General features: G+C 32.0%; 15 protein-coding genes and 1 rRNA gene (1 of these 16 cut by a window edge). 14 read left to right on the top strand and 2 right to left on the bottom strand.

The window, feature by feature from the left end; all coding sequences use genetic code 11:
• Positions 1-94 precede the first annotated feature (94 nt).
• The 12 genes from EI427_RS19710 to uvrC all read left to right on the top strand — a co-directional run bounded on the left by EI427_RS19710 (position 95) and on the right by uvrC (position 11,914).
• A complete protein-coding gene (locus EI427_RS19710) occupies positions 95-724 on the top strand; it encodes an L-threonylcarbamoyladenylate synthase (RefSeq protein WP_205727969.1) in 630 nt (209 codons plus the stop codon).
• Between the two features lie 33 nt (positions 725-757).
• The gene (locus EI427_RS19715) at positions 758-2,074 is read left to right on the top strand and encodes a UDP-glucose dehydrogenase family protein (protein ID WP_126617969.1); all 1,317 of its coding nucleotides are present in this window, start codon (positions 758-760) and stop codon (positions 2,072-2,074) included.
• A 15-nt stretch (positions 2,075-2,089) separates the two neighbouring features.
• Positions 2,090-3,025, top strand: coding sequence for a UDP-glucuronic acid decarboxylase family protein (locus EI427_RS19720; RefSeq protein WP_126617971.1), 936 nt, complete (start codon positions 2,090-2,092; stop codon positions 3,023-3,025).
• 273 nt (positions 3,026-3,298) lie between these two features.
• A complete protein-coding gene (locus tag EI427_RS19725; RefSeq protein WP_126617973.1) occupies positions 3,299-3,670 on the top strand; it encodes a hypothetical protein in 372 nt (123 codons plus the stop codon).
• Between the two features lie 153 nt (positions 3,671-3,823).
• Entirely contained in the window at positions 3,824-4,549 is a 726-nt protein-coding gene (lipB, locus tag EI427_RS19730; protein ID WP_126617975.1) for a lipoyl(octanoyl) transferase LipB, read from the top strand.
• Positions 4,550-4,556: 7 nt separating this feature from the next.
• Positions 4,557-5,762 (top strand): 3-phosphoshikimate 1-carboxyvinyltransferase, encoded by a 1,206-nt coding sequence (gene aroA, locus EI427_RS19735; RefSeq protein ID WP_126617977.1) that lies wholly within the window; start codon positions 4,557-4,559, stop codon positions 5,760-5,762.
• A gap of 22 nt (positions 5,763-5,784) precedes the next feature.
• Entirely contained in the window at positions 5,785-6,357 is a 573-nt protein-coding gene (locus EI427_RS19740) for a MarC family protein (RefSeq protein WP_126617979.1), read from the top strand.
• Between the two features lie 221 nt (positions 6,358-6,578).
• Entirely contained in the window at positions 6,579-7,403 is an 825-nt protein-coding gene (locus EI427_RS19745; RefSeq protein ID WP_126617982.1) for a GWxTD domain-containing protein, read from the top strand.
• A 32-nt stretch (positions 7,404-7,435) separates the two neighbouring features.
• Positions 7,436-8,542: a bifunctional histidinol-phosphatase/imidazoleglycerol-phosphate dehydratase HisB gene (hisB, locus tag EI427_RS19750; RefSeq protein WP_126617984.1), complete on the top strand. Its 1,107-nt coding sequence runs from the start codon at positions 7,436-7,438 to the stop codon at positions 8,540-8,542.
• A gap of 127 nt (positions 8,543-8,669) precedes the next feature.
• The gene (locus EI427_RS19755; RefSeq protein WP_126617986.1) at positions 8,670-9,218 is read left to right on the top strand and encodes a DUF2911 domain-containing protein; all 549 of its coding nucleotides are present in this window, start codon (positions 8,670-8,672) and stop codon (positions 9,216-9,218) included.
• A gap of 144 nt (positions 9,219-9,362) precedes the next feature.
• The gene (locus EI427_RS19760) at positions 9,363-9,989 is read left to right on the top strand and encodes a transglycosylase domain-containing protein (protein ID WP_126617988.1); all 627 of its coding nucleotides are present in this window, start codon (positions 9,363-9,365) and stop codon (positions 9,987-9,989) included.
• Positions 9,990-10,108: 119 nt separating this feature from the next.
• A complete protein-coding gene (gene uvrC, locus EI427_RS19765; protein WP_126617990.1) occupies positions 10,109-11,914 on the top strand; it encodes an excinuclease ABC subunit UvrC in 1,806 nt (601 codons plus the stop codon).
• Here uvrC and EI427_RS19770 read toward each other — a convergent pair whose 3' ends face one another.
• Positions 11,915-12,880 carry an ion channel gene (locus EI427_RS19770; RefSeq protein ID WP_126617991.1) on the bottom strand — a complete coding sequence of 322 codons (966 nt, stop codon included), beginning with the start codon at positions 12,878-12,880 and terminating at the stop codon, positions 11,915-11,917.
• 14 nt (positions 12,881-12,894) lie between these two features.
• A complete protein-coding gene (locus tag EI427_RS19775) occupies positions 12,895-13,761 on the bottom strand; it encodes an aldo/keto reductase (protein WP_126617994.1) in 867 nt (288 codons plus the stop codon).
• Positions 13,762-13,859: 98 nt separating this feature from the next.
• Between EI427_RS19775 and EI427_RS19780 the strand changes: the two genes are divergently transcribed.
• Together EI427_RS19780 and EI427_RS19785 are read left to right on the top strand one after the other, a co-directional pair.
• The gene (locus EI427_RS19780; RefSeq protein ID WP_126617995.1) at positions 13,860-16,832 is read left to right on the top strand and encodes a PAS domain S-box protein; all 2,973 of its coding nucleotides are present in this window, start codon (positions 13,860-13,862) and stop codon (positions 16,830-16,832) included.
• A 587-nt stretch (positions 16,833-17,419) separates the two neighbouring features.
• Positions 17,420-17,560, top strand: a 16S ribosomal RNA gene (locus EI427_RS19785) (it continues 1,384 nt past the right edge of the window).

The following is a 17,560-nucleotide window of genomic DNA, read 5'->3' on the forward strand; positions in this document are numbered from 1 at the left end:
ATAAAGACAATATATAGTAAAACTTTTATTGAGTTTACAAGGATATATAAGTAATTTATAAGAACATCTTTTATCTTCACCAAATAATTGAAATATCATGGCAGAGCTATTTAGAATTAATCCTGATAATCCTCAGGAGCGAGTATTAAATGAGGTTGTTAAAGTATTGAGAAAGGGAGGTTTAGTTATCTACCCTACAGATACAGTTTATGGTGTTGGTTGTGATCTGACAAACCAAGCAGCACTTAAAAAATTAATTCGTTTTAAGGGCTTAAAACCTAATAAGATGAATCTTTCATTTATTTGTTACGATTTATCTGATATAACAAATTATGTGAAGCATATTGAAACGCCTGCATTTAGAGTTATAAAAAAAGCACTGCCAGGTCCATTTACTTTTATCATGAAAGCAAGTAGTTCTGTACCTAAACTTGTGGATACAAAAAAGAAAGAGGTGGGTATTCGTGTACCAGACCATAACATACCACGAGAATTAGTACGCTTGTTAGGAAACCCAATTGTAACTACATCTCTGAAACAAGAAGATGAGATATTGGAGTACCCGACAGATCCGGAATTAATTTATGAAGATTACGGAAATCAAGTAGATGCAGTAATTGATGGAGGCTACGGTAATATTCATTTATCTACAGTAGTAAATTTAGTAGATGGAGACTTCGAAGTAATTCGTCAAGGTCAAGGTAATATTGAAGATTATCTCTAAGAAAAATAAATAAATAATAAAGATTTATATACAATGAAAATAGCAGTTGTAGGAACAGGTTATGTGGGGTTAGTCTCAGGAACTTGTTTTGCAGAAACGGGTCATCATGTGATTTGTGTAGATAATGATAACTCAAAAGTAGAAAAACTTAAAGGTGGGGAATTAACAATTTATGAACCAGGTTTAGATACAGTTTTTCTTAGAAATACTAAAGAAGAGCGTTTATCATTTACAACAGATTTAGAAGGAGCAGTAAAAGCTTCTGATGTTATTTTCTTGGCATTACCAACACCTCCAGGTGAGGATGGTTCTGCAGATTTATCTTATGTTTTAGGTGTCGCTGAACAAATAGGGCATATTATAGACAAAGATGAATACAAAGTTTTAGTAGATAAAAGTACTGTTCCTGTAGGTACTGCAGAAAAAGTACATGCTGTTGTAGCTAAGAACTGTAAAGGTGCTTTTGATGTAGTATCAAATCCTGAGTTTTTAAGAGAAGGTGTTGCAGTAGACGATTTTCTTCGTCCAGATAGAGTTGTTATTGGTACTTCTTCAGAAAGAGCAAAAGAAACAATGCAACGTCTTTACGAACCATTTGTTCGCCAAGGCAATCCAATCTATTTTATGGATGAACGCTCTGCTGAAATGACAAAGTATGCAGCTAACTCTTATCTAGCTACAAGAATTACATTTATGAACGAGATTGCCAACCTTTGTGAAAAAGTTGGAGCAAACGTTGATAATGTCCGTATTGGTATGGGTTCTGACGGAAGAATTGGTAAACGTTTCTTATTCTCTGGAGTAGGTTACGGAGGGTCATGTTTTCCAAAAGATGTTCAAGCATTATTTAAAACTGCAAAAGAACACAACTATGATTTTAAGTTACTAGACTCTGTAATGGGAGTAAATGGTGCTCAAAAATTTAAGTTAGCAGAAAAAATGAGTGCTTACTTTGATGGAGATTTAAAAGGAAAAAAAATAGCCATTTGGGGTTTAGCATTTAAACCTAATACAGATGATATTAGAGAGGCTCCAGCAATTTATACAATTAGAGAGTTGTTAAAAGCAGGAGCTGAAGTTTACGCATATGATCCAGAAGCAATGGAAAATATGAAAGAAATTTTTGGAGACCAAGTTACATTTGTAGAACACAGATATGATGCATTGAAAGATGTTGATGCACTAGGAATTGTAACAGAATGGAATCTATTTAGAACGCCTGATTTTAATTATATGGGAGAGCTTATGAAAGATAAAGTAATCTTTGATGGTAGAAACCTCTATAATACAAAAGATATGAAGGAACTAGGTTTCTATTACAACAGTATCGGTAGAACTACAATTTATTAAGCTAAACTATTTATAATGAAAAGAGTATTAATTACAGGTGCTGCAGGCTTCTTAGGTTCACATTTATGTGATAAGTTTTTAGCAAAAGGATTTAAAGTTGTGGGAATGGATAACTTCTTAACAGGAAGTGAAGACAACATATCACACTTATTTGGGAATAAGAATTTTGAATTTTTCCACCATGATGTTACTAAATATGTACACGTATCTGGTGAGTTAGATTATATATTACACTTTGCATCTCCTGCAAGTCCAATCGATTATTTAGAGATGCCTATCCAAACACTAAAAGTGGGATCATTGGCTCCTTATAACCTTTTAGGTTTAGCAAGAGTGAAGAAGGCACGTTTCATGATTGCTTCAACTTCTGAAGTATATGGTGATCCAAATGTTCACCCACAAACAGAAGATTATTGGGGTAATGTAAACCCAATTGGGCCAAGAGGTGTTTACGACGAAGCAAAACGTTTTCAAGAAGCAATAACAATGGGTTACCACACATTCCATGGTGTAAATACTGGAATGGTACGTATTTTTAATACATACGGCCCAAGAATGCGCTTAAATGACGGACGTGCTTTACCAGCATTTATGAGTCAGGCATTAAGAGGAGAAGACATAACAATTTTTGGAGATGGTTCTCAAACTAGATCATTTTGCTATGTAGATGATTTAGTCGAAGGGATTTTCCGTTTAACAATGTCAGATTATCATGATCCAGTAAACATTGGTAATCCTCAAGAAATATCTATTAAAGATTTTGCAGAGGAAATTGTGAAATTGACAGACTCTGGAAGTAAAGTTATCTATTTGGATTTACCTAAAGATGATCCTAAACAACGTCAGCCAGATATTACTAGAGCACAAGAAGTTTTAGACTGGAACCCGACTATTGATAGAGCTGAAGGTTTAAAACGAACTTTAGAGTATTTTAAAGAAAAAGTAAAATAATTTAGATGTATCTCCATCTTTTGATTTAAAAAGAAAGAGAAAATCAAAAATATATTAATTAGTTAAGGAGAGATTCTATAATTCTACATGTTTTATAGAATCTCTTTTTGTATATTAGATTTAGCATTCTGTTTAATTTATTGATTATTAGTTTTTTATTATTGTCAATATTATTTGTAAACAATCTTAATAAGAAGAACTGTTAACGTTTATTTGGCTAAACAATCAATAATGCTATCTTTGTCTAGATAGAAACCTCCAATTAGGATAAAAATGACTAGTGAAGAGAAAAAAGCTTACTTATTGATCAAATCAGTGATATTTCATTATCATGGGTTAGATGAAGATGAACAAGCTATCTTGGAGGAAACGGCTACTAACATTCAAGGTCATGATGAGCTAGAGTGGGCTACCCAATTCATTGGAGAAGATTATGTAAATGCTTTTGATAGAGCAAAAGATTATCTTTCTGATGTAATGATGGATTTTCCTCCTGAAACAAGGTTAAAATATATATGTCTCGCTTGGGACGCTAATAATAGAAAGGGTTACATCAGTGAGATGGAAGCTACTGCTATGCTTAAATTAGCGAACACTCTTGGAATACAAGGTGACTTTTTGTCGTATATTAAGTCATCTAACTAGAAAAATACCTACTTTTTTGTAGATAAGAACCTCTTCTTTTTAAAGGAGAGGTTTTTTTGTGCAAATTTGCGGTGTGATTTAATTTGAAATCATTTTAGAATAGGTCAAAAAAGATCAATTCATAATGTTCCTGATTTAGTTAGTGGAGAGAACATGAACAAAAAAGTAGAATATCAGCATATTGGTAAAATGCCCTATGCAAAAGCTTGGGATTACCAAACAGAATTGTTTGATGCAATAGTTCAAACAAAACTAGAAAATAGAAGAAGAACTGATCGAGGAGAAGACGCACTTCCTACAAAAAATTATTTACTTTTTGTAGAACATCCTCATGTCTATACTTTAGGGAAAAGTGGTAAAGAAGAACACCTTTTATTAGATAAAGAGGGGTTAGAAAGAGAACATGTCGAATTCTTTAAAATTAATAGAGGAGGAGACATTACTTACCATGGTCCAGGACAAATTGTAGGTTATCCAATTCTAGATTTAGATAACTTTTTTACAGATATACATAAATATTTAAGACTACTAGAAGAAGCCGTTATCTTAACATTAAAAGATTATGGAATAAAGGCTGGTAGAATAGATGGCCTTACAGGTGTTTGGATTGGCGAAGAAGGTGATCCAAACCCTAGAAAAATATGTGCATTAGGAGTTAAAACAAGCAGATGGGTAACCATGCATGGCTTTGCTTTTAACGTAAATGCAAACCTAGATTATTTCGGAAACATAGTGCCATGTGGTATTTCTGATAAAGCCGTTACTTCTATGCAAAATGAATTAGGCAAAGAATTACCTATGAATGAAGTGGAAGAGGTTGTAAAAAAACATCTAGCGACACTTTTTGAAATGGAAATTTTTGAAAACAAACAAAACTAACAAATCAATGAAAATCCACCACCCGAGTAAGAGCGTAAAACTTGATGTACCATTAGTATCATCAAAAAGTGAAAGTAATAGAGCATTGATAATTCAAGCTTCAGCAACAGAAGAAATCCAATTATCAAATATCTCTATGGCAAGAGATACGCAAACAATGATGCGTCTTTTAGATTCATCAGAAGAAACATTAGACGTATTAGATGCAGGTACAACAATGCGTTTTTTAACTGCATATGCATCAGCTAATAACCGTAAGTCAATCATGACGGGTACTCCTCGTATGCAAGACAGACCTATAGGTATTTTAGTAGATGCTTTACGTTCAATTGGAGCAAATATAGAATATTTGAAAAAGGACGGTTATCCTCCTCATCAAATAAATAGTTTTGAACAATCTTCTGATACTGTTACTATTAGAGGAGATGTAAGTAGTCAATATATCTCAGCATTATTGCTAGTTGCACCAACATTACCAAAAGGCTTAAAAATTGTTTTAGAAGGAGAGGTAAACTCAAAACCTTATATTCTAATGACTTTAAGTCTAATGGAAAGTTTTGGCATTAAATATACTTGGGAAGGGAATGAAATTATTGTAGCTCCACAAGAATATAAAAGCGGTGCATATACTATTGAATCCGATTGGTCTGGAGCTAGTTATTGGTACAGTATTGCAGCTTTATCTGATGTGGCCGAAATTAAAATTTTAAATCTACGTGAAAATTCTCTTCAAGGTGATAAGGCTATTGTTGAGATGATGAAACAGTTAGGAGTAGAAAGTACTTTTGAAGCGGATGGCGTTCGTTTAACAAAAACAGCTAGAGCAGATAAATTTTTCTTTGATTTTACACATTGCCCAGATCTTGCACAAACTATTGTTGCTTTAGTCGCAGCTTTAGGAATGGAAGGTAGAATGATAGGTCTAAAAAGTCTTAGAATTAAAGAGACGGATAGAATTGCTGCATTATACAATGAAATCAAGAAACTTGGTTTAGAAATAGAAGTAATAGGAGATGAAGAAATAATAGTACCTAAAGGAGGTATTACTATTGATGGTCAGTCTATTAACACTTATGAAGATCATAGAATGGCAATGGCGTTCGCTCCTTTGTCTCTATTAGGTCAACTAGAAATTGATGAGCCAGAAGTTGTAGAAAAATCGTATCCAAGTTATTGGAAAGATCTTGAAACTGCTGGTTTTGTAACGGAATAATAAGTTTTTAACAATTACTTAAATGGATTTTGACGTTTCATTTAAAGCAGTGGCATCAGTGTCACTAATCTTATTCTCAGTAATCGATATTATCGGTTCAATTCCAATAATTATTGATTTAAGAGAGAAAGAAGGAAAAATACAATCAGGTAAAGCCACTATAGTAGCAGGTATTATCATGATAATTTTCCTAGCATTAGGTAAGAAATTACTAGGTTTATTTGGAATAGATGTTAGCTCATTTGCCATTGCAGGTGCTATAATCTTGTTTTTATTAGGTTTAGAAATGATACTAGGTATTGTTCTTTTTAAAAGTGAAGCCGAAGAAGAAGGATCTGGGTCTATTGTACCTCTGGCTTTTCCTTTAATAGCTGGAGCGGGTAGTATGACGACAATAATTTCATTAAAATCAGAATATTCTAACTTTAGTATTCTTCTAGGTATTATTATAAATCTACTATTTGTCTATTTAGTTTTAAAAAGCTCTGGATGGATTCAGAAAAAACTGGGGCAAGGAGGAGCTAATATTCTAAGGAAAGTCTTTGGTATAATCCTTCTAGCAATTGCTATAAAATTATTTAAGACAAATATTTAAAATCATCAAAGAGTATTACCTTTTTCTTTAAAAGGATACTTTATTAAAGATGAATTGATAAAAAGAGGTTTGAATCATGTGTAATTGATTCAAACCTCTTTTGTTATTTACAGACATTCATTAACTTAATACTCATATTATCTATTTATCAACTTTCTGATTTATATTAATAGATAATTTTTTACTTAGTACCTAGCAACAGCTCTATATAGATTTATTTGATGAAACGAACTATTATTTTACTTATCACATTAATAAATACTTTGTCCATAGGTTCATTATTAGCACAATCTAATTTTAATGTAGATTTAGGCGGTAGTGCAAAATATATAAGACAAGGAGAGGATGTCATTATTAAAGGAGATGATTCTCAGCATTACTATGTATTTCATTTCTCAACAGACTTTATGCCTGCTCCACCACCTATGGTAGAAAATGCAAATTCTGGAAATCCTATGATTGTCGATACAACTTTTGAAGTACAACCAAACATACCTATTCAAGTAACAAATACGGGGTTGTATTTTGTTCAAACAGATACGACATCAAGAGAAGGAATGGGTTTTACGGCTATGCCATCTGATTTTCCGAAGTATAAAAAAATGAAAAATGTATACCCTTCATTGGTATATATTTCTACTCAAAATGAAATGGCTTCTTTTAAAACAGGTAGCCGACCAAGAAAAGCTTTTGAAAACTTTTGGATCAATATTGCAGGTTCACCAGACAATGCAAAACGTTTAATCAAATTGTATTTTGATAGAGTAACTGATGCAAATATTCAATTTACAGAATATAAAGAGGGTTGGAAGACGGATAGAGGTATTGTTTATATTATCTTTGGCCCACCTTCTGAAGTTTCAAATATAGATGGTGGTATTCGTTGGTCTTATGACAGTAACTTAAATCACGGTCAGGTTGAATTTGACTTTATAGAAGATAATAATCAATTTACGGGTACTCATTACGAACTTAAAAGATCGTATGATTACAAACGTGTGTGGTTTGATACCGTAAAAAAATGGAGAAACGGTACAATACAATAAACTGTCAAACAATTAACAACAAACTTTAAAACATGAAAAAGGCATTATTTATAGATCGTGATGGAACTATAATTGTTGAACCTCCTGTAGATTTTCAGGTAGATTCATTAGAAAAATTAGCTTTTGTTCCTCAAGCAATTTCTCAGTTACAAAAAATAGCTACAGAACTAGATTATGAATTAGTAATGGTTACTAATCAAGATGGTTTAGGTACAGATAGCTACCCAGAAGATACTTTTTGGCCTGCTCATAATAAAATGCTAGAAACCTTAAAGGGTGAAGGTATTGAGTTTGATGATATGTTGATCGATAAAACTTTCGAGCACGAAAATGCCCCAACTCGTAAACCTAGAACAGGTTTAATGACTAAATATATGTCAGGCAATTATGACTTAGAGAATTCTTTTGTAATCGGAGATCGGTTAACAGATATAGAATTAGCTAAAAATTTAGGAGCTAAGGGGATTTTTATTGGAGACAATCAAAACTCAGAAGCAGTTTTAGAAACTAAGTCTTGGGTAGAAATATATAACTATTTAAGAAATTATTCTCCAAATGGAAGAATGGCACGTGTTGAACGTGTAACCAATGAGACTAAAATTATTATTGGTGTAAATTTAGATGGAACAGGTAAGTCTGACCTTTCTACAGGTATTGGCTTTTTTGACCATATGTTACATCAAGTTGCTCGTCATGGAAAAATTGACCTTACTGTAAAAGTAGAAGGCGATTTATATATAGATGAACACCATACTATCGAAGATACTGGTTTAGCAATTGGCGAAGCATTTAAAAAAGCTTTAGGTGATAAAAGAGGTATAGCCCGTTATGGTTTCTTTATTGCACCAATGGACGAGGTGTTATCTCAAGTAGCATTAGACTTTTCTGGTAGACCTTGGTTTGTTTGTGATGCACCTTTATCAAGAGAAAGTGTTGGAGATTTTCCTGTAGAAATGTTTTCTCATTTCTTTAAGTCATTTTCTGATGCTTCTGGTTGTAATTTAAATATTAAATCAACTGGAGATAATGACCACCATATTATTGAGGGTACATTTAAAGCGTTTGCTAAAGCAATAAGAATGGCAATTCAAGTAGAAGAAGGGAATAACGAAATTCCAAGTACAAAAGGAGTGCTTTAGAATTAATCACTTAATTAATATTGACGAAAAAGTTATCGTTCACTATTGATAAGGTGTTTAAGTTTACGATATTTGAAGCGAACAGTATCTTGTATACTGTTCGCTTCTTTTTTAATCCAAAATCAGAATGAAAAAACATATACTCCTTTTAGTATTATTTCTTTGTGTAGGAAAATTATTTGCACAAGAATTAAAACATAAGCCCAGAAAGAGTGATACTGGCTTAGCTACCTATAAAATGGACAATGGTACATATGTGAAAATTACCTATGGCCGCCCTAAGATGAAATCTGATTTTGATAAAAAATTTGGAGTATCAGTTCCTTGGAGAAAATTATGGCGTTTTGGCGATGATTATGCTACTGAAATAACGATTACGGAAGATATTACTTTGGCAGGGGAACCTTTAGATGCAGGTACTTATTCTTTGTATGCTATTCCAGATACTGCAGAGTGGACATTAGTAGTAAATAAGGCGCAAGGAGCTTGGGGTACTTTTAAATACAATCAGAAAGAAGATGTATTTAGAGTGAAACTTCCAGCGTTAAATTCCTTTAGAATTTTTCAACAGTTTTCAATTTTCTTACAAGAAGATCCAGAAGGTTGTAATCTAGTAGCAATATGGGAACGTATCTCTATTGTAGCTCCAATAAGAAAAAAGGAAGAAAATGATTAGATTATTTTCTTTTTTTTAATAAAAGAATGATATTTATTAAACTTTATTTAAATATTTAGCTTAAACACTCTAAAAAGTGAGAAGTAATTGTTATTTTGTATATATACCTAATAACATCATTTACTTGATAAAATCCTTACTAACATGTTTATCCCTTTTATTAAACGATTAGCCATTTTTGTACTTAGTATTCATCTGTTATTTGCTATTTATATAGCATTTGGGGCACTTTATGTAAAGTGGGCTAACCCTACTATGTCTATGTATATGTGTGCAAGATCACATTTTGATTTAGAACACGTACAAACGCCGAAATTTATTCCTAAAGATGTTGTACCAAACGATTTGCAAACTGCAATAATTGGTATTGATGATCCTTCTTTTAATATACATAATGGTATTACAGAAAATACAGCACTTAATAATGCATCTATTTCTCAAAAGGTAGCGAGAACAATGTTTTTAATGCCTCATAATAACAATCTGGGGAAATACTTAGAAAGTATTGCCGCAATTGAAATGGAAATGATTCTAGATAAATCAAGAATCTTTGAGTTGTATCTTAATTATGCTGAGTGGGGAGAGAATATTTATGGTATTGGTGAGGCAGCAGATTATTATTATAAAAAAGATATTGATAAATTATCTAGACGCCAGAAAATAAAATTAGCATCTGTATTGGCCAAACCGTTAAAAGTAGACCCATCTACTTACGATCAAGATAAAATGGTTGAAGCACGTTTCGATTTATTAAATAAATATATGAAATAGTGTTCATCAGACTATAAATTAAATGCACGTTGCTAATTAAGTAACGTGCATTTTTTTTTTACATAAACCTCTCTTAGTTTTACTACAGTACAACAAATTAAAAGCAATAAGGAAGTCGAATGGATCATAAAGATAAATTGATGGAGGTAGTTAAGAACCTACCAATGCAACCCGGAGTTTATAAATACCTTAATGAGGATGGAAAGATCATTTACATCGGCAAAGCCAAAAAGCTAAAAAATAGAGTTTCATCATATTTTCTGAAACAAACGGGAATGAACCGTAAAACAAAGAAGCTTGTTTCGGAAATCAGAAAGATAGAATATGTAGTTGTTGATACTGAATTTGATGCTTTGTTACTAGAAAATAACCTCATCAAAAAAAATCAACCTAAATACAACATCCTATTAAAAGACGATAAAACATACCCATACATTTGTGTTACTAAGGAGCGTTTTCCTCGTGTTTTTTCAACAAGAAATACACAAGATAAAAGACACCGTTATTTTGGCCCTTACCCAAGTGGAAGAACAATGAGTGCATTATTGGATCTTTTTAAGCAGTTGTATAAAATTCGTAATTGTACTTATAACCTATCAAGAGAGAATGTTGCTGCAGGTAAATATGCTGTTTGTTTAGAATACCATATCAATAATTGCTTAGGACCTTGCGAAGGGAAACAACAAGAAGAAAGTTATAACGAAGATATAGACCAGATACTTCAAATTTTAAAAGGAGACTTGGGTGTAGCCAGAGGATACTTTACTTTAAAAATGGAAGAAGCAGTTACTAGTTTAGCTTTTGAAGAAGCAAATAAATGGAAACAAAAACTGGAACTGATCACCAGTTATCAGTCAAAATCATTAGTTGTATCACCTACTGTAAGAGAAATAGAAGTCTATGCAATAGTATCAGATGATAAGTTTGCATATGTAAACTTCATTAAGATTATGAACGGAGGGATTGTAAACTCTGAATCTACTCAGATTACAAAAAAAATGGATGAGTCTGATGCAGATATTCTATTACATGCCATAATGGAATTTAGACAGCGTTATCATACATCTTCAAGAAGAGTATTTGTAAATATAGATGTATCTGATTTTTTAGCAGAAGATGATAGAATGGAAGTTACTGTTCCTAAAATTGGAGATGGTAAAAAGTTAATACAGCTTTCATTTAAAAATGCAATGTATTACAAAAGGGAAAGGGAAACATCAAGAGGTGAGATTAGTGATAAGAAAAGTAGTTATCAAACATTATTACAATTAAAGTCAGAACTTCAATTAAAAGATGTTCCTGTACATATAGAATGTTTTGATAACTCTAATATTCAAGGAACGCACCCAGTATCTGCTTGTGTAGTTTTTAGAGATGGAAAACCAGCCAAAAAAGACTACAGGCATTTTCATGTTAAAACAGTAGTAGGTCCAGATGATTTTGCATCTATGGAAGAAGCAGTTTATAGAAGATATAAAAGGTTACTTGCAGAAAATCAAAAACTACCTCAATTAGTAATCATTGATGGTGGTAAAGGGCAATTAAGTGCTGCTTGTCAAGCATTAAAAAGTTTAGGCTTATATAATAAACTCCCTATTATTGGTATTGCGAAGAAGTTAGAAGAGATCTTTTTTCCAGAAGATCCAATTCCTTTACACTTAAGTAAAAAGTCGAGGTCATTACAATTAGTACAGCGTTTAAGAGATGAAGCACATAGGTTTGGGATTACATTCCATAGAAACTTAAGAAGTAACGCAAGTATACATACTAAGCTTGAAGATATTCCGGGTGTAGGCCCAAATACAATTCAAAAACTATTGCGACAATATAAAACCATCTCTAACATTAAAGCAGCTTCTGTAGAAGAGATAGCAGATCTCATAGGCAACAGTAAAGCCCAAAAAGTTAAAGATGGTCTTGCTTAATTATTTCTGATAATTAGGTTGATCTTCAATATTATGAATATCATTTACATTAAGAATGATGTCACCGGCTTCATCTACTTGAAAGTTTCTAATAAAACGTTTTCCTTCTAAGAAATCTGTAGCATAATAGGAATGATAAGTATAAGTATCTTGCCCAAAGGTTTCATCATATACTTTTAAAGTGATTAAAACTTCGGCATGTCTCTTTATCATTTCTTCTTGAGTGATGCCAAAAAGTGGACTTTGTTCATCTATCATATGTACTAAAGTCCAGGACAAAGGCATAAACATAATTTTAGATCTCTCTAAAGACAAGTCAAAAAAGTTACGTTTATGTATTTCTTTTCCATCTGCAGTAGTTATAGGTTCTTGGATAGAAATAAAAACAGATGCTCTAAGGTTTAATAGAGTATTTGCTCTTTTATTGATAATTCTAAATTGTAAACTCTTTTTATTTGTATCCTTAAAAAGTGTAATAATAGCATTCTTAGAAAAGATAATTTTAGATAAAGGTCTAGAGAAACGACCATATAAAATACCGGTACTAAAAGCAGATAACAATAAACCATTAAAGGCTTCAATACTTGCAATTATTCCAATAACGTTACTTTCTGGTGCCATAGCCCCATACCCAACGGTAGTAAAAGTTTGGACGCTAAAGAAGAATGCTTGTGTGAAATTATCACTCATGTTATTGGTTACAATTACACCAGAAATATCTTCTAAACCACATGCCATGTATAGGAATGCATAAATAATATTGGTAGAAAGAATTACACTTCCAACAACAATCACAAATGGAAACCATCGGATAGATATTAACCAATGATAGGCATCTCTTACAAAATTTGCAGTACCTCTTCTTCTAACATTAAACGAACCATTGGAATTGATTATCCTTTTGGTTTCATGATCATATTGAACACCAACTCCAGGATCTTGTATTTTTGATGTTTTATCAGACATAAATTATTATTTGCTTAAGGTACCTCGTGTCCAAGTGAAGCTTCAAGAATTCTAAACCAATCCTCTCTTTCTAATTTTGTAGACAATACTTCTGCTGCAGTTTTTATTCGGCTTCCTTTAGTTGTTCCTAAAACAGGAGTAATTCCGGCAGGGTGTGTTAAATGCCACGCAAATATTGTTTGATCAATAGCTAAACCATATTTAACTCCAACTTCTTGAATAACCTTACGAAGATATATATTGTGATCAGATTCTCCCGAAAATATTTTTCCGTTTCCTAAAGGAGACCAAGCCATAGGCTTTATACCATGTTCTATACAGTTATCTAAAGAGCCATCAAACAATGCGTTTGTCTGTAAAGGTGAAATCTCAATTTGATTAATACTTAAAGGAGTAAATTTATTTAAAGCATTCACCTGATGCGGTAAGAAGTTACTTACACCAAAAGCTTTTACTTTCCCTTGATCTTTTAATGTTTGAAAAGCATCTACAACTTCCGTTGGATTTAATAAAGGATCAGGACGGTGTATTAGAAGGTAATCAATAACATCGATATGTAATTCTTTTAAAGAATTTTCAGCAGATGCAATGATATGTTTTTTAGAAGAATCATAAGATTTAATAGAATGTGAAGGTCTATTATCTGTCGTAAGCTTAATACCACATTTAGTAATAACCTGCATTTTAGCTTTAACTTCAGGAGATAATTTCACAGCTTCTCCAAATTTACTCTCAATTGTATATCCTCCATAGATATCTGCATGATCAAAACTAGTGATGCCAGCATCTATACTTTGATGGATAAGTGAGTTTATTTCTTGAGTAGATAGGTTTCCCCAATTCCATACTCCAGTGACAATTTTAGACAATTCTGTAGACATTGTATATTTGTATCGTTAATTTATAATTGAAAAAATGTATATTTACTATTTAGATTTCTATCTGCAAATGACTTTAAAGACTATATTCGAAACTTACTATGTTAAATAAGACTTTCCTAACTCAAATAGAGAAAGACAAAAATATTCCTTTTTTAGTAGTTCAGAAAAAGAATTTCTTATTAATTGAAAGTAATAAGGGTAGTGAGATTTTGCCTAATTTTTCTTCGGTAGAAGAAGTGAATTTCTTTGATTTCTGCCCTTCAGAGTGGAAAGGAATCTTTATTGGTTCATTTAAAGAGCTAAAGCCGGAAGAAAAGATTTTTCAAAAGCTATATAATCAAGAAGGAGAAAAGATAGAGATTGAACTAGATCTGATAGTACATGAGTTTATTGTAATTAAAAAGATCGTTGATGATAATTCATCAGCCTTATCCATTAGAGAAAAGCAATATCGAGAACTACTTTCTTTAAAAGATATTCAATTAAAAGCCAATCAATTTGATCAATTATTAGTAGACCTACTTTTAAAACATTCTGATGATGCAATTTTTTTAGTAGATCATGATTATGAATTTATTCATTACAATCAGGCGGCTAAATTGTTAAGAAGAAAATTGATGCATACTCCTAAAAAAGAGGGTGTAAAGTTTGACGAACTAGTCGATCGATATGAACGATTAAAAATAGGGGTTTCAAAAGCATTAAAAGGGGATGAATTTTTTTCAGAAATATCTTATGAATCAACAGTTGGCAAACCGATTTTCCTGAGAACCCATTACCAACCAATCAAAAATACAGAAGGAACGGTATTAGCTTGTTTAGTAATTAGTAAAGATGTTACAGCAAGGTCTACTATCGAAGAATTATTCTCAACCGTACTAAATCAAAGTACTATTGGATTTACTATTATTGATAATGATGGTTGTTTGGTACGTGTAAATGATCATTTATTAGATCTTCTACAGTTAAAAAATACGGAGGTAATAGGAACTAACTTTTCAGATTATATTCACCCTACACTAAGAAAGCATTTTAAAAGTGAATTTAAAGAAATAATATCTTCTCATGATTTAGAATCTCCAGAAACATTATTTTTAGATTTAGTTAAACGAGATGGAGAGTCAATTCTCTTTGAAGTAGACACACGTAAGGTAAAATTATCAGATACTAGGTTTGGAGTGATGGCAACATTAAAGAATGCCACACAAAAAGAACAAAATAACCAGATGTTAGAGGAAATGCAACGCTTAATAAAAGCTTGCGGATGGGTTTATGACCGTTACTCTAAATCAATGAAAGTAACGAATGAGGTTTCTCAAGTAATTGGTATATCACAAGAATTTGTTTTTAAAAATCCAGGAGCATTACTATCAATGTGTGATGAATCTTCTTTAAAACGTGTCAAAGCAATATTAAATCAAGCATATAGAACACAATCTGACTTCGATTTAGAACTCCTAATTCATCCTAAGTACAAAGGAGAACAATGGGTTCGATTAACAGGAAGACCTATTATAAGGCATGATAGAGTTGTTGGTTTGTATGGTGGCTTGCAAGATATAACACAACAAAAAAAGGCAATTCGTTTATTAGAAAGAAACAAAACTTTTATTGATGAAATTCAACGTGTAACCCAAGTTGGTAATTGGGTTTACGAAGTGAAAGAGAAGAAGTATCATTGGTCTGATCAATTATTCACATTTTTAGGAGCAGATGCTAAAAGGCAGGATGTTCCATCGTTTCAGACACAATTAAAATATATAGATAAACATTATCGCTTTATCTTTAAAGAAGCATTAAAAGACTTATACTTATTTCATAAGCCTATTGATTTAGATATTAAATGTCATGAAAATTTAATTAAACATCATGACAGAGAATATTTAAATATCCAAGGTAGACCTATATATGATGCCGAAGGAAAGTTATTACGCTTCGTTGGTGCAATCACTGATATTACAGAAAGAAAAAGATCAGAAGAACTTAACCAAAGTAAAAAAATTTGGCTTAAATCTATGATTAATGCAGCTAAGGATAGCTTTATAGCGGAATATTCTGGCAGGGTAGCAAACTATAACAAAGGACTTCAACGCTTATTGGGGTATAATAATTACTTTGATTTAAGAGGGAAAGTATTTTTAGACTTCTTTGATGAAAAAGATCATTCAAGAATTTTAAAATATCGCCAACAATGTAGAATTGGTGATATATCAACGCCATCTAAAATTGAGGTTAAAATAAAAACAAGAAGTAAAGGGTATATTGATGTTGAATTAAGTGCAAATCTAGCTAAAATTAAAGGAAAGCTCTTTACAATATTTAATGCTCATGATATATCTAAACGTAAGGAATTTGAGCAAGGACTTATTGATAAAAACAAAGAACTTGAGGTTACAAATAAGGAGTTAGATAGATTCCTGTATAGTACAACTCATGATTTAAAAGGGCCTATAACTTCAATAAAAGGATTAGTAAATCTAGCACATAAAGAAGCTCCAGAAGTGGTAAAGGAAATTTACCTTCCTATGATGGACAAAAATGTGGATAGAATTTTAGAGCTAATAAAAGATTTTGGTGAATTTTTAAGAAATAACCGAAATAAGATTAAAGCAAATGAAATAAATTTTAAGAATGAATTAGACGAAATTATTAATTCACATAAATATATTGTCCCAGATGATTTTAAGATGTCAATTGAAGTAAATCTTGACGATAAATTTATTATTGATAAAAATAGACTGAGAAGTATTCTTACAAACCTTTTGACTAATGGAGTTAAGTATGTTGATTTTAGAAAAGATGAACATTCGTTAAATATAAAGGTAGATAGAGTAAAAGATGGAGTATCTATAAAATTCATTGATAATGGAGAAGGTATAGAGAAGTCAGACCATCAAAATGTTTTTGATATGTTTTACAGAGCAAGTGAACTAAGTGAAGGGACAGGTTTGGGTTTATTTATTGTAAAAGAAGCTATTCAGGTACTTAGTGGTTCAATTAATCTATCTTCAGAAATAGGTGTTGGAACAGAAATAGAAGTATATCTACCTGAAATTATCCTAGAAGAGTAATTATTATAAGAGCTATCAAGTTGACTTTCTAAGTCTTGACGTTCATTAAATAGAAACATTCAAAGAATATGTTGCATTTAATTAAAACGTGCTTACCTTTGCACTCCCCTTACAACGGTAGGGACTTTAAAAAACATGATGCAGCAGGTAGTTATATAAACCACTAAATGATTTAAGAGCGTAAAACTTATCAGTTTCCAAATAAAACAAAATAAGTATTGCATATTAAATTTCCTTTCTTATCTTTGCATTCGCTTTCAAACGGAGAGCAGCAAAAGAGTAATGAGAATGAGATTTAGACACCTCTAAAAAATATTTCAAATTAATTGAAAAAACATTTGGAAGTTTAAACTAAGATATCTTACCTTTGCACTCGCTTCTTTAGAGGGGTGATCGATAAAACAACGGTTTTATTGAAATTATAAACTGAGATTCAGTTCATTAAGCTTCGGCTTAAACGTTCTTTTGATGTAATGAGAAAGTAATTATAAGATCAGCGAAAGCGGATCCTAATAAAGTTAATTCTTTTAAACAGTTCGTGGAGACAGGTATAAAACATTGATCATTTATTTGATCTAAAAACTCTTACAACGGAGAGTTTGATCCTGGCTCAGGATGAACGCTAGCGGCAGGCCTAATACATGCAAGTCGAGGGGTAACAGGAGTGCTTGCACTTGCTGACGACCGGCGCACGGGTGCGTAACGCGTATATAACTTGCCTTTGTCTG

Source organism: Flammeovirga pectinis, from assembly GCF_003970675.1.
Taxonomy (GTDB): Bacteria; Bacteroidota; Bacteroidia; order Cytophagales; family Flammeovirgaceae; genus Flammeovirga; species Flammeovirga pectinis.

Excerpts from the sequence above, each read along its gene's own strand:
- lipB (WP_126617975.1), top strand. The coding sequence starts at position 3,824 with ATGAACAAAAAAGTAGAATATCAGCATATTGGTAAAATGCCCTATGCA.
- EI427_RS19780 (WP_126617995.1), top strand. The coding sequence starts at position 13,860 with ATGTTAAATAAGACTTTCCTAACTCAAATAGAGAAAGACAAAAATATT.
- EI427_RS19740 (WP_126617979.1), top strand. The coding sequence starts at position 5,785 with ATGGATTTTGACGTTTCATTTAAAGCAGTGGCATCAGTGTCACTAATC.
- EI427_RS19745 (WP_126617982.1), top strand. The coding sequence starts at position 6,579 with ATGAAACGAACTATTATTTTACTTATCACATTAATAAATACTTTGTCC.
- aroA (WP_126617977.1), top strand. The coding sequence starts at position 4,557 with ATGAAAATCCACCACCCGAGTAAGAGCGTAAAACTTGATGTACCATTA.
- hisB (WP_126617984.1), top strand. The coding sequence starts at position 7,436 with ATGAAAAAGGCATTATTTATAGATCGTGATGGAACTATAATTGTTGAA.
- uvrC (WP_126617990.1), top strand. The coding sequence starts at position 10,109 with ATGGATCATAAAGATAAATTGATGGAGGTAGTTAAGAACCTACCAATG.
- EI427_RS19720 (WP_126617971.1), top strand. The coding sequence starts at position 2,090 with ATGAAAAGAGTATTAATTACAGGTGCTGCAGGCTTCTTAGGTTCACAT.
- EI427_RS19755 (WP_126617986.1), top strand. The coding sequence starts at position 8,670 with ATGAAAAAACATATACTCCTTTTAGTATTATTTCTTTGTGTAGGAAAA.
- EI427_RS19760 (WP_126617988.1), top strand. The coding sequence starts at position 9,363 with ATGTTTATCCCTTTTATTAAACGATTAGCCATTTTTGTACTTAGTATT.
- EI427_RS19770 (WP_126617991.1), bottom strand. The coding sequence starts at position 12,880 with ATGTCTGATAAAACATCAAAAATACAAGATCCTGGAGTTGGTGTTCAA.
- EI427_RS19725 (WP_126617973.1), top strand. The coding sequence starts at position 3,299 with ATGACTAGTGAAGAGAAAAAAGCTTACTTATTGATCAAATCAGTGATA.
- EI427_RS19715 (WP_126617969.1), top strand. The coding sequence starts at position 758 with ATGAAAATAGCAGTTGTAGGAACAGGTTATGTGGGGTTAGTCTCAGGA.
- EI427_RS19775 (WP_126617994.1), bottom strand. The coding sequence starts at position 13,761 with ATGTCTACAGAATTGTCTAAAATTGTCACTGGAGTATGGAATTGGGGA.